Genomic DNA, 13,237 nt, shown 5'->3' on the forward strand with positions numbered 1-13,237 from the left:
TTAGAAGAACCCCGTACCGTAAGGTGCGGGGTTTTTTGCTTTTGTTTTCTACCCCCTCCTTGAAACTTTCTCACCTTTCGCTTGCAGACTCGACATTCATACCGTTTCTGGGTATCGTTAGCTGTCTGGATGTCTAAACGTTTATACGTATGCTGTGAGGATTTAAGGTTATGCCGATTCGGGTGCAGGACGAGCTACCAGCCGTCAATTTCTTACGTGAAGAAAACGTCTTCGTCATGACAACTTCACGCGCTTCAGGTCAGGAAATTCGCCCGCTGAAGGTGCTTATTCTCAACCTGATGCCCAAAAAGATCGAAACGGAGAATCAGTTCCTGCGCCTGCTGTCGAACTCCCCGCTGCAGGTCGATATTCAACTGCTGCGGATCGATGCCCGTGAGTCACGCAACACCCCCGCTGAGCATCTGAATAACTTCTACTGTAACTTTGACGACATCCGCGATGAGAACTTTGATGGGCTGATCGTCACCGGCGCGCCGCTCGGCCTGGTTGAGTTTAACGATGTCGCCTACTGGCCGCAGATAAAACAGGTTCTGGAGTGGGCAAAAGATCACGTTACCTCCACGCTGTTTGTCTGTTGGGCCGTACAGGCCGCACTGAATATCCTCTACGGAATTCCCAAACAAACCCGCAGCGACAAGCTTTCTGGCGTATACGAACACCATATTCTTCACCCCCACGCGCTGCTGACGCGTGGTTTCGATGACGCCTTCCTGGCCCCGCATTCTCGCTATGCCGATTTCCCGGCACAACTGATCCGTGATTACACCGATCTGGAGATCCTGGCCGAAACGGAAGACGGCGATGCCTATCTGTTTGCCAGCAAAGACAAGCGCATCGCGTTCGTTACGGGGCATCCTGAGTACGATCCCGATACCCTCGCGTCAGAGTATTTCCGTGACGTTGAAGCAGGTCTCAATCCTGATGTCCCGTACAACTATTTCCCGAAAAACGATCCGCAAAACACGCCTCGGGCGACCTGGCGCAGCCACGGAAATTTGCTGTTTACTAACTGGCTCAACTATTACGTCTACCAGATTACGCCATACGATCTTCGTCACATGAATCCGACGCTGGAGTAATCGTCTGCGTTAAACGATCCTAAAGCGTTTCAGCTATTCAAATCAGGCACCTTCGGGTGCCTTTTTTATTTCCGAAATACCACTCATCATCCAATAAAAATTTAATCCCATATTAATCAAATAGTTGCATTGCAAAATAAATTAAAATGGAAATTGTTTTTGATTTTAGAAAAATTACAGATAGTCTTAATTCTGCTGAGCGAAAACTACACAACGATCTTTCGTTCGCATTGGGGGCGTGATTTTGGATCTTTGATGAGGAGTAGAAAGATGACTCAACAGGCAACAACGGTCGATGAACTGACCTTTACCCAGCCGTATGGTGAGCAAGAAAAGCAAGTTTTGACGGCGGAAGCGGTAGAATTTCTGACTGAACTGGTGACCCGCTTTACGTCACAGCGTAATAAGCTGCTGGCGGCACGTATTCATCAGCAGCAGGAAATCGATAACGGCAAGTTGCCTGGATTTATTTCGGAAATCGCTTCCATTCGTCGTGGTGAGTGGAAAGTCCGCGGCATTCCTGAAGATTTACAGGATCGCCGCGTTGAGATCACCGGTCCGGTAGAACGCAAAATGGTGATCAACGCCATGAACGCTAACGTTAAAGTCTTTATGGCGGATTTTGAAGATTCGCTGGCCCCGGACTGGAACAAAGTTATCGACGGGCAGATCAACCTGCGCGATGCCGTAAACGGCACTATCAGCTACACCAACGAAGCTGGCAAAATTTACCAGCTCAAACCGAACCCGGCGGTGCTGATCTGTCGCGTACGCGGTCTGCATCTGCCTGAAAAGCACGTGACCTGGCGCGGGGAAGCCATCCCGGGCAGCCTCTTTGATTTCGCGCTCTATTTCTTCCACAACCATAAAAGCCTGCTGGCCAAAGGCAGCGGCCCCTATTTCTACCTGCCAAAAACACAGTCCTGGCAGGAAGCGGCCTGGTGGAGCGAAGTGTTCAGCTACGCCGAGGATCGTTTTGACCTGCCACGCGGTACCATCAAGGCCACGCTGCTGATTGAAACGCTGCCTGCGGTATTCCAGATGCATGAAATCCTGCATGCGCTGCGCGATCACATTGTCGGGCTGAACTGCGGACGCTGGGACTATATCTTCAGCTACATCAAAACCCTGAAAAATTATCCCGACCGCGTGCTGCCGGATCGCCAGGTCGTGACCATGGATAAACCGTTCCTCAGCGCCTACTCGCGTCTGCTGATTAAAACCTGCCACAAGCGCGGTGCCTTTGCGATGGGCGGCATGGCGGCCTTTATCCCGAGCAAAGACGCGGAGCGCAACAATCAGGTGCTCAACAAGGTGAAAGCCGATAAAGAGCTTGAAGCCCGTAACGGCCACGACGGCACGTGGATTGCACATCCGGGTCTCGCCGATACGGCGATGGAGGTCTTCAACCGCGTACTCGGCGACAACAAAAACCAGCTGTTTGTCACGCGCGAAGAAGATGCTCCAACGGCTGAAGAACAGCTGCTGGCACCGTGCGCAGGTGAGCGTACGGAAGAGGGCATGCGCGCCAATATCCGCGTCGCGGTCCAGTACATCGAGGCGTGGATCTCCGGAAACGGCTGTGTGCCTATCTACGGCCTGATGGAAGATGCTGCCACGGCGGAAATCTCCCGCACCTCTATCTGGCAGTGGATCCACCATCAAAAAACGCTCAGCAACGGCAAGCCGGTGACAAAAGCGCTGTTCCGCCAGATGCTGGCCGAAGAGATGCGCGTCATCCAGGACGAACTGGGCGAACACCGCTTCAGCAGCGGACGTTTTGACGACGCGGCGCGCCTGATGGAGCAAATCACCACCTCAGATGACTTAATCGACTTCCTGACCCTGCCGGGCTACCGCTTCCTGGCGTAACTCACCACATAACAATATGGAGCATCTGCACATGAAAACCCGTACCCAACAAATCGAAGAATTAAAGAAAGAGTGGACTCAACCGCGCTGGGAAGGCATCCGTCGCCCGTACAGCGCAGAGGAAGTGGTGAAATTACGCGGCTCGGTCAACCCGGAATGCACGCTGGCGCAAAATGGCGCGGCGAAAATGTGGAAGCTGCTGCACGGTGGTTCCAAAAAGGGTTATATCAACAGCCTCGGCGCGCTGACCGGCGGTCAGGCACTGCAGCAGGCAAAGGCCGGTATTGAGGCGATTTACCTCTCCGGCTGGCAGGTCGCGGCGGACGCCAACCTGGCCTCCAGCATGTACCCGGATCAGTCGCTCTATCCGGCTAACTCGGTGCCGTCGGTGGTGGATCGGATCAACAACACCTTCCGCCGTGCGGATCAGATCCAGTGGGCCGCCGGTATCGAACCTGGCGATCCGCGCTTTATTGACTACTTCCTGCCGATCGTCGCGGATGCGGAAGCGGGCTTCGGCGGCGTGCTGAACGCCTTCGAGCTGATGAAATCGATGATTGAGGCCGGTGCAGCGGCCGTTCACTTCGAAGACCAGCTGGCGTCAGTGAAAAAATGCGGACACATGGGCGGTAAGGTGCTGGTTCCGACTCAGGAAGCGATTCAGAAGCTGGTTGCCGCGCGTCTGGCTGCTGACGTGCTCGGCGTGCCGACGCTGGTGATTGCCCGCACCGATGCGGATGCGGCGGACCTGATCACCTCTGACTGCGATCCGTACGACAGCGAATTTATTACCGGCGAGCGCACCAGCGAGGGGTTCTATCGCACGCATGCCGGTATCGAACAGGCCATCAGCCGCGGTCTCGCCTATGCCCCTTACGCCGACCTGGTCTGGTGTGAAACCTCCACGCCGGATCTGGCGCTGGCGAAGCGTTTTGCCGATGCGATTCATGCGAAATATCCGGGCAAGCTGCTGGCCTATAACTGTTCGCCGTCCTTCAACTGGCAAAAAAATCTGGACGACACGACCATTGCCAGCTTCCAGCAGCAGCTGTCGGATATGGGCTACAAGTACCAGTTCATCACCCTGGCGGGTATCCACAGCATGTGGTTCAACATGTTCGACCTGGCGCACGCCTACGCGCAGGGCGAAGGCATGAAGCACTACGTTGAAAAGGTACAGCAGCCAGAATTTGCAGCAGGAAAAGAGGGCTATACCTTTGTTTCTCACCAGCAGGAAGTGGGAACCGGCTACTTCGACAATGTGACCACGATTATTCAGGGCGGCACTTCCTCCGTCACGGCATTAACGGGTTCAACCGAAGAAGCACAGTTCTAATTTTTCCCCCTCTCCCCTTTGGGGAGAGGGCAGGGGTGAGGGGGAATATATGTCGCGTGGTCTGGAATTATTGATTGCCCAAACCATTCTTCAGGGCTTTGACGCCCAGTATGGTCGTTTTCTCGAAGTGACATCCGGCGCGCAGCAGCGCTTTGAACATGCAGACTGGCATGCGGTTCAGCAGGCCATGAAGCAGCGTATCCATCTCTACGACCACCACGTGGGTCTGGTGGTGGAGCAACTGCGCTGTATTACCGACGGTAAAAGCCCGGACGCGGATTTTTTACTGCGCGTGAAGGAGCACTACACCCATTTGTTACCCGACTACCCGCGCTTCGAGATTGCGGAGAGCTTTTTCAACTCCGTCTATTGCCGGTTATTTGACCACCGCTCATTATCTCCTGAGCGGTTATTTATTTTCAGCTCCCAGCCCGAGCGACGCTTTCGAACCATTCCGCGTCCGCTGGCGAAAGATTTCTTTCCCGAGCGCGGCTGGGAAAAGCTCCTGCACCGCGTATTAACGGATTTGCCGCTGCGCCTGCCCTGGGAGAATAAAGCCCGGGATATCGGCTATATCCACGCGCATCTCAACGAAACCTTCGGCGCGGAGGTGCTCAGCCACAGCCATTTGCAGGTGGCCAACGAGCTTTTCTACCGCAATAAAGCCGCCTGGCTGGTGGGCAAACTGGTTACGCCGACGGCCATCGTGCCGTTTCTGCTGCCGATTCACCGTACCGACGACGGGGAACTGTTTGTCGATACCTGCCTGACCACCAGCGCCGAGGCCAGCATCGTATTTGGCTTCGCCCGCTCCTATTTCATGGTGTACGCCCCGCTGCCTGCCGCGCTGGTGGAGTGGCTGCGCGAAATCCTGCCCGGTAAAACCACCGCCGAGCTGTATATGGCGATTGGCTGCCAGAAGCACGCCAAAACGGAAAGCTACCGGGAGTACCTGCGCTATGTCACCACGGCCGATGAGCAGTTTATCGAAGCGCCCGGGATTCGCGGTATGGTGATGCTGGTCTTCACGCTGCCGGGCTTTGACCGGGTGTTTAAGGTGATTAAGGACAGATTCGCGCCGCAGAAAGAGATGAGCGCCGCTCACGTCCGCGCCTGCTATCAGCTGGTCAAAGAGCACGACCGCGTCGGGCGCATGGCGGATACGCAGGAATTCGAAAACTTTGTGCTGGATAAGCGGCAGATCGATCCGGCTTTAATGGCCCTGTTACTACAGGAAGCTCCGGCAAAAATCACCGATCTGGGCGACAAAATAGCGATTAGTCATCTGTATATCGAGCGCCGCATGGTGCCGCTGAATATCTGGCTGGAGCAGGCCGAAGGTCAGGCTCTGCGGGATGCCATTGAAGAATACGGCAACGCGATTCGCCAGCTTGCCGCCGCCAATATTTTCCCCGGCGATATGCTGTTTAAAAACTTCGGCGTCACCCGTCACGGGCGGGTGGTGTTCTATGATTACGACGAAATTTGCTACATGACCGAGGTGAACTTCCGCGATATCCCGCCGCCCCGTTACCCGGAGGATGAGCTGTCCAGCGAGCCGTGGTACAGCGTCTCGCCGGGAGATGTGTTTCCTGAAGAGTTTCGCCACTGGCTGTGCGCTGACCCGCGTATCGGGCCGCTATTTGAAGAGATGCATGCCGATCTGTTCCGCGCCAGCTACTGGCGCGGGCTGCAAACGCGGATCAAAAATGGGCATGTGGAAGATGTGTACGCTTACCGCCGCAAGCAGCGGTTTTGTGTGCGGTTTAACGAATCCCACCATACGCCAGCGTCACCTCTTTCGCGGCCTTAATCACCAGCGCGCCCAGCTCGGTCACCCGGTCGTCTGTCATGCGTGAAATCGGTCCGGAGATGGAGATCGCGGCAAACGGCTCGCGGTGCTCGTCAAAAATGCAGGACGCGAGGCAGCGCAGGCCCAGGGCATGTTCTTCGTCATCAAACGAATAGCCGCGCTTGCGGGTCAAAGCCAGATCTTCTTTCAGATGCACCGGCGACACCAGCGTGGCGTGGGTGTAGGCATGCAGACCTTTACGGTGCAGCAGACCCGTCACCTGCTCTTCGCTCAGCTGTGAGAGAAACGCTTTCCCTGCGCCAGAGGCGTGCATCGGCAGCTTGCCGCCAATCGGCGCGGACATACGCATCAGCTGCGTACACTGCACCTGGTCGATGATAATCGCCTGGTGATCGCTCTGGTCCAGCACCGCCAGGTTGACCGTCTCGCCGGACTCCTCCATCAGCTTGCGCAGAATAGGGTGCACAATCGCCAGCAGGTTACGGCTTTGCAGGAAGCTGCTGCCGACAATAAACGCATGCGCCCCCACCGCCCAGTGCCCCAGCTCGCCTACCTGGCGGACAAAACCCAGCTGTTGCATGGTGGTCAGCAGGCGGTGCGTGGTGGAGTTCGGCAGGCCAGCCTGCTGGGCCAGCTCGGTCAGGGCCACGCTGCCGTGCGACTCGGCTATCCACTCCAGCAGCTTCAGACCGCGCGTCAGGGATTGAACCTGTCCGCCGGGTTGTACAGCGGTGGTGGCAGCAGGTTTTCTGCCGCGTTTGGCGGGAACGGTCGCGACCATGACGATCTCCTTTTTCTGTATCGTGGAAATCATTTTCGTTTTATTTGGTGAATTTGCAACCGCTTTCCTGACTGATCGGAGGAGTGATGGTGAACATGTCTCATGTTACCCCTGAGTGGCTTTTCCACCCTGCGAGATTGTGCCAGTATGGAACGCAGCCTTTTGGCCTTGTTGAGCGTTGTCGGGAGCAAGTGTGAGCAGCAAAGTAGAGCAACTGCGTGCGCAGTTAAATGAACGAATTCTGGTGCTGGACGGCGGCATGGGCACCATGATCCAGGGCTATCGCCTGAGCGAAGACGATTTCCGCGGCGAGCGCTTCGCCGACTGGCCCTGCGACCTGAAAGGCAACAACGACCTGCTGGTGCTCAGCAAGCCGTCCGTGATTAAGGATATCCACAACGCCTACTTCGAAGCAGGTGCGGATATCGTTGAAACCAACACCTTCAACTCGACAACCATCGCCATGGCGGATTACCAGATGGAATCCCTGTCGGGGGAGATCAACTTTGAAGCCGCGAAGCTGGCGCGCGCCTGCGCCGACGAATGGACGGCCCGCACGCCGGACAAGCCGCGCTACGTTGCCGGTGTGCTTGGCCCAACGAACCGCACCGCGTCGATTTCACCGGACGTCAACGACCCGGCGTTTCGTAATATCACCTTTGACCAGCTGGTGGCCGCCTACCGTGAATCGACCAGAGCGCTGGTGGAAGGCGGCTCCGATCTGATTCTGATTGAAACCGTATTCGACACGCTCAACGCCAAAGCGGCGATTTATGCGGTGAAAGAGGAGTTTGAGGCGCTGGGCGTGAACCTGCCGATCATGATTTCCGGCACCATCACCGACGCCTCTGGCCGTACCCTGTCCGGCCAGACCACCGAAGCGTTCTATAACTCCCTGCGTCACGCCGACGCGCTCTCCTTTGGCCTTAACTGCGCGCTGGGGCCAGATGAACTGCGCCAGTACGTGCAGGAGCTTTCGCGCATTGCCGAATGCTATGTCACCGCCCACCCGAACGCCGGACTGCCGAACGCGTTCGGTGAATACGATCTCGATGCTGACACCATGGCGGCGCAAATCCGCGAGTGGGCCGAGTCTGGCTTCCTGAACATCGTCGGCGGCTGCTGCGGCACCACGCCGGAGCACATCGCCGCCATGAGCAACGCCGTGGCCGGGCTGCCGCCGCGCAAGCTGCCCGAGCTGCCGGTTGCCTGTCGCCTTTCCGGCCTGGAGCCGTTGACCATCGGCGACGATAGCCTGTTTGTGAACGTGGGTGAGCGTACTAACGTCACCGGTTCTGCAAAGTTCAAGCGCCTGATTAAAGAAGAGAAGTACAGCGAAGCGCTGGACGTTGCCCGCCAGCAGGTGGAAAGCGGCGCGCAGATTATCGATATCAACATGGACGAGGGCATGCTCGACGCCGAAGCGGCGATGGTGCGTTTCCTCAACCTGATTGCCGGTGAGCCGGACATCGCCCGCGTGCCGATCATGATCGACTCCTCCAAGTGGGAAGTCATCGAAAAAGGGCTGAAGTGCATCCAGGGCAAAGGCATCGTCAACTCCATCTCGATGAAAGAGGGCGTCGATATCTTTATCCACCACGCGAAGATGGTGCGCCGCTACGGTGCCGCCGTGGTGGTGATGGCCTTCGACGAAGTAGGCCAGGCCGACACCCGCGAGCGCAAAATTGAGATATGCCGCCGCGCGTACAAGATTTTGACCGAAGAGGTAGGATTCCCGCCGGAAGACATTATCTTCGACCCGAATATCTTCGCCGTCGCGACCGGCATCGAAGAGCACAACAACTACGCGCAGGACTTTATCGGCGCATGTGAAGACATTAAACGCGAGCTGCCGCACGCGCTGATCTCCGGCGGCGTGTCGAACGTCTCGTTCTCGTTCCGTGGTAACGACCCGGTGCGTGAAGCGATCCACGCCGTGTTCCTCTACTACGCCATCCGCAACGGCATGGACATGGGCATCGTTAACGCCGGACAACTGGCGATTTACGACGATTTGCCTGCCGAGCTGCGCGATGCCGTTGAGGACGTGATCCTTAACCGCCGTGACGACGCCACCGAGCGCATGCTGGACCTGGCGGAGAAATACCGCGGCAGCAAAGCGGATGAATCGGCCAACGTTCAGCAGGCCGAGTGGCGCTCCTGGGATGTGAAAAAGCGTCTGGAATACTCGCTGGTGAAAGGCATTACCGAGTTCATCGAGCAGGATACCGAGGAAGCGCGTCAGCAGGCAGCCCGCCCGATTGAAGTGATCGAAGGGCCGCTAATGGACGGCATGAACGTGGTCGGCGATCTGTTCGGCGAGGGCAAGATGTTCCTGCCGCAGGTGGTGAAATCTGCGCGCGTGATGAAGCAGGCCGTGGCGTATCTGGAGCCGTTTATCGAGGCCAGCAAAGAGAAAGGCTCCAGCAACGGCAAGATGGTCATCGCCACCGTGAAGGGGGACGTGCACGACATCGGCAAGAATATCGTCGGCGTGGTGCTGCAGTGTAATAACTACGAGATTATTGACCTCGGCGTGATGGTTCCGGCGGACAAAATCCTCAAGACCGCGCGCGAAGTGAACGCCGACCTGATTGGCCTCTCCGGGCTGATTACCCCGTCGCTGGACGAGATGGTCAACGTGGCTAAGGAGATGGAGCGTCAGGGCTTCACCATTCCGCTGCTGATTGGCGGGGCGACCACCTCCAAAGCGCACACGGCGGTGAAAATCGAGCAGAACTACAGCGGCCCGACGGTCTACGTGCAAAACGCCTCGCGCACGGTGGGCGTGGTCTCCGCGCTGCTCTCCGATACTCAGCGCGACGATTTTGTGGCGCGCACCCGCAAAGAGTACGAAACCGTCCGCATCCAACACGGCCGTAAGAAACCGCGCACCCCGCCTGTTTCGCTTCAGGCGGCGCGCGATAACGACCTGGCCTTTGACTGGTCCAGCTATACGCCGCCGGTCGCGCACCGTCTGGGCGTGCAGGATGTGACGGCCAGCATCGAAACGCTGCGCAACTACATCGACTGGACGCCATTCTTTATGACCTGGTCGCTGGCGGGTAAATATCCGCGCATCCTGGAAGACGAGGTGGTAGGCGAAGAGGCGAAGCGCCTGTTTAAAGACGCCAACGACATGCTCGACAAGCTGAGCGCTGAGAAAGCTCTCAACCCGCGCGGCGTGGTGGGGCTGTTCCCGGCGAACCGCGTGGGCGACGACGTGGAGATCTACCGCGATGAAACCCGCACCCACGTGCTGGCCGTGAGTCACCATCTGCGGCAGCAAACCGAGAAAGTGGGCTTTGCCAACTATTGCCTGGCGGATTTCGTTGCGCCGAAGCTGAGCGGTAAGGCCGACTATATCGGCGCCTTTGCGGTTACCGGCGGTCTGGAAGAAGACGCCCTGGCGGACGCGTTCGACGCGCAGCACGATGATTACAATAAGATCATGGTGAAAGCGATTGCCGACCGCCTGGCGGAAGCCTTTGCCGAGTACCTCCACGAGCGCGTGCGTAAGGTGTACTGGGGCTATGCGGCGAATGAGAACCTCAGCAACGAGGAGTTGATCCGCGAAAATTACCAGGGCATTCGTCCGGCGCCGGGCTATCCGGCCTGTCCGGAACACACCGAAAAAGGCACCATCTGGAAACTGCTGGACGTGGAAGCGCATACCGGCATGAAGCTCACCGAGTCGTTCGCCATGTGGCCGGGCGCGTCCGTCTCGGGCTGGTACTTCAGTCATCCGGACAGCAAGTACTTCGCCGTGGCGCAGTTGCAGCGCGACCAGATCGAAGATTACGCCCTGCGCAAAGGCATGAGCGTGTCTGACGTTGAACGCTGGCTGGCACCGAATTTGGGCTACGACGCAGACTAACGTCACTTTTCCTTACAACAAACAGGGCACCTCAACGGTGCCCTGTCTCTTTCTTACGTTTAAACCCTTATACTCAATCATAAAATCTATAACGATAAGGAGAACCCACTTCCGTGCTGACGTTGTTACATTTGCTTTCGGCAGTCGCACTGCTCGTATGGGGTACCCATATTGTCCGCACCGGCGTGATGCGCGTGTTTGGCGCACGTTTACGTACCGTTCTCAGCGGCAGCGTTGAGAAGAAGCCGCTCGCCTTCTGCGCGGGGATTGGCGTCACGGCGCTGGTGCAAAGCAGCAATGCCACCACCATGCTCGTCACCTCGTTTGTGGCGCAGGATCTGGTCGCGCTCGCCCCGGCGCTGGTGATCGTACTGGGTGCCGACGTCGGTACCGCACTGATGGCGCGTATCCTGACGTTCGATCTCTCCTGGCTGTCGCCGCTGCTGATTTTCATTGGGGTCATCTTCTTCCTTGGCCGCAAGCAGACGCGTGCCGGGCAGCTGGGCCGCGTCGGCATTGGCCTCGGCCTCATCCTGCTGGCGCTTGAGCTGATTGTGCAGGCGGTGACGCCGATCACCCAGGCCAACGGCGTGCAGGTCATTTTCGCCTCGCTGACTGGCGATATCATGCTGGATGCGCTAATCGGGGCGGTATTTGCCATCGTCAGCTACTCCAGCCTGGCGGCGGTGCTGCTGACGGCCACGCTTACCGCCGCGGGCGCGATCTCCTTCCCGGTGGCGCTGTGTCTGGTGATCGGCGCTAACCTCGGCTCTGGCCTGCTGGCGATGCTCAACAACAGCGCCGCCAATGCCGCTGCCCGCCGCGTGGCGCTGGGGAGCCTGCTGTTTAAGCTGGTGGGCAGCCTGATTATTCTGCCGTTTGTGCACCCGCTGGCGAACCTGATGGACAACCTCCCGCTGCCGAAAGCGGAGCTGGTAATCTACTTCCACGTCTTCTACAACCTGGTGCGCTGTCTGGCGATGGTGCCGTTTGCCGCGCCGATGGCCCGCTTCTGCGAGCGCCTTATCCGTGATGAACCGGAGCTGGACGCGCGCCTGAAACCGAAGCATCTGGATACTTCCGTACTGGACACGCCCGCGCTGGCTATCGCCAACGCCGCCCGCGAAACGCTGCGCATGGGTGATGCAATGGAAACCATGCTTGAAGGGCTGCAGAAGGTGATGCACGGCGAGCCGCGCGAAGAGAAAGAGCTGCGCAGGCTGGCGGACGACATCAACGTGCTCTATACCGCCATCAAGCTTTATCTGGCGCGTATCCCGCAGGACGAGCTGGCGGAGGAGGAGTCGCGCCGCTGGGCGGAAATCATCGAGATGTCGCTTAACCTCGAGCAGGCTTCGGATATCGTTGAGCGTATGGGCAGTGAGATCGCCGATAAGTCGCTGGCCGCGCGTCGCGCATTTTCTGTAGAAGGGCTGAAGGAGCTCGAAGCGCTCCACGAACAGCTGGTGAGTAACCTTAAGCTGGCGATGTCAGTCTTCTTCTCCAGCGACGTGCCGAGCGCGCGCCGCCTGCGCCGCAACAAACACCGTTTCCGCATCCTCAACCGCCGCTACTCGCACGCCCATGTTGAGCGTCTGCACCAGCAGAACGTGCAGAGCATCGAGACCAGCTCCCTGCACCTGGGGCTGCTGGGAGATATGAAACGCCTGAATTCGTTGTTCTGCGCGGTGGCGTACAGCGTGATGGAACAGCCGGATGAAGATGACGAACGGGACGAGTATTAATCTCTGAAAGCGCCTCGCAAAACCGTTTTGCGAGGCGTGACACCTTATAAAGCAGCATTTACTCTTCAGACCTTACATTTTGAAGGGAATAGAAAATGCTCGTTTATTACGCTACACTTCGTCAATTCATGCGCATTCCGATGGGGGTTCTCATGCGCACTACTCCTGGCATTAAAAAATCAGTCAATGTGTCGTTAGCACCAGACATTCTTGAAGAGGCGCGACGGCTTAAACTTAATCTTTCCGCTGTGCTCACGGCTGCACTGCAGGAACAGTTTCGTGCGCATCAGCGCGCAGAGTGGTTAGCAGAAAATAAAGCTTCTATCGAGGCCATTAACCACTGGGTTGATGAAAACGGCTCCTTTAGTGATTTTCAGAGGTCGTTTTGATGGAGCAATATTTTGCTTATGAGAATGAAGGTAGGGGAAAAACTGCCTATCCCTGGCTAATCAATATGCAGCATCCCGTGGCTAATGTGATGAAGCATGTTCTGGTTGCCCCCGCAGTTGAGCTTAGCCACCTGGGAGGCATTCAGCCGCCTGCGAAAGTGTGCCCCGTCGTTGAGATAGCGGGTAAGCCCTGCGTGGTCATGATGCACATGATGGCTGGCATATCGCCAAGAGAGTTAGGTGAGCGTGTTGCCGATCTTACGCAAAACCGGGCTTCATTGCGGGATGCACTCGATTTTTTAATCAACGGTTACTAACACTTTT

At 57.2% G+C, this 13,237-nt stretch carries 9 protein-coding genes; 8 read left to right on the top strand and 1 reads right to left on the bottom strand.

Annotation, left to right across the window (positions count from 1 at the left end; genetic code table 11):
* The first annotated feature begins 170 nt into the window (after positions 1-170).
* The 4 genes from metA to aceK all read left to right on the top strand — a co-directional run bounded on the left by metA (position 171) and on the right by aceK (position 6,121).
* Positions 171-1,100, top strand: a complete 930-nt coding sequence (gene metA, locus D5066_RS16245; protein ID WP_080329914.1) for a homoserine O-acetyltransferase MetA — start codon at positions 171-173, stop codon at positions 1,098-1,100.
* Between the two features lie 270 nt (positions 1,101-1,370).
* Positions 1,371-2,972, top strand: coding sequence for a malate synthase A (aceB, locus tag D5066_RS16250; RefSeq protein ID WP_119916522.1), 1,602 nt, complete (start codon positions 1,371-1,373; stop codon positions 2,970-2,972).
* A gap of 31 nt (positions 2,973-3,003) precedes the next feature.
* Positions 3,004-4,308: an isocitrate lyase gene (aceA, locus tag D5066_RS16255; protein ID WP_119916523.1), complete on the top strand. Its 1,305-nt coding sequence runs from the start codon at positions 3,004-3,006 to the stop codon at positions 4,306-4,308.
* Positions 4,309-4,357: 49 nt separating this feature from the next.
* Positions 4,358-6,121 carry a bifunctional isocitrate dehydrogenase kinase/phosphatase gene (gene aceK / locus D5066_RS16260; RefSeq protein WP_119916524.1) on the top strand — a complete coding sequence of 588 codons (1,764 nt, stop codon included), beginning with the start codon at positions 4,358-4,360 and terminating at the stop codon, positions 6,119-6,121.
* On the opposite strand, the gene iclR is transcribed toward aceK, so the two are convergent.
* Entirely contained in the window at positions 6,075-6,902 is an 828-nt protein-coding gene (iclR, locus tag D5066_RS16265; protein ID WP_133300915.1) for a glyoxylate bypass operon transcriptional repressor IclR, read from the bottom strand. The genes aceK and iclR overlap by 47 nt on opposite strands.
* A gap of 193 nt (positions 6,903-7,095) precedes the next feature.
* On the opposite strand from iclR, the gene metH reads away from it, so the two are divergent.
* From metH to D5066_RS16285, 4 genes are all read left to right on the top strand, one after another.
* Positions 7,096-10,779: a methionine synthase gene (gene metH, locus D5066_RS16270; protein ID WP_119916525.1), complete on the top strand. Its 3,684-nt coding sequence runs from the start codon at positions 7,096-7,098 to the stop codon at positions 10,777-10,779.
* Positions 10,780-10,892: 113 nt separating this feature from the next.
* Complete coding sequence (locus D5066_RS16275; protein ID WP_080329920.1) at positions 10,893-12,524, top strand: Na/Pi cotransporter family protein; 1,632 nt, start codon at positions 10,893-10,895, stop codon at positions 12,522-12,524.
* Between the two features lie 95 nt (positions 12,525-12,619).
* Positions 12,620-12,913, top strand: coding sequence for a type II toxin-antitoxin system CcdA family antitoxin (locus tag D5066_RS16280; protein WP_119916526.1), 294 nt, complete (start codon positions 12,620-12,622; stop codon positions 12,911-12,913).
* Positions 12,913-13,230 carry a CcdB family protein gene (locus D5066_RS16285; protein ID WP_119916527.1) on the top strand — a complete coding sequence of 106 codons (318 nt, stop codon included), beginning with the start codon at positions 12,913-12,915 and terminating at the stop codon, positions 13,228-13,230. Before D5066_RS16280 ends, D5066_RS16285 begins: the two co-directional genes overlap by 1 nt.
* Positions 13,231-13,237 lie beyond the last annotated feature (7 nt).

It is taken from the genome of Enterobacter chuandaensis (assembly GCF_003594915.1).
Lineage (GTDB): Bacteria > Pseudomonadota > Gammaproteobacteria > Enterobacterales > Enterobacteriaceae > Enterobacter > Enterobacter chuandaensis.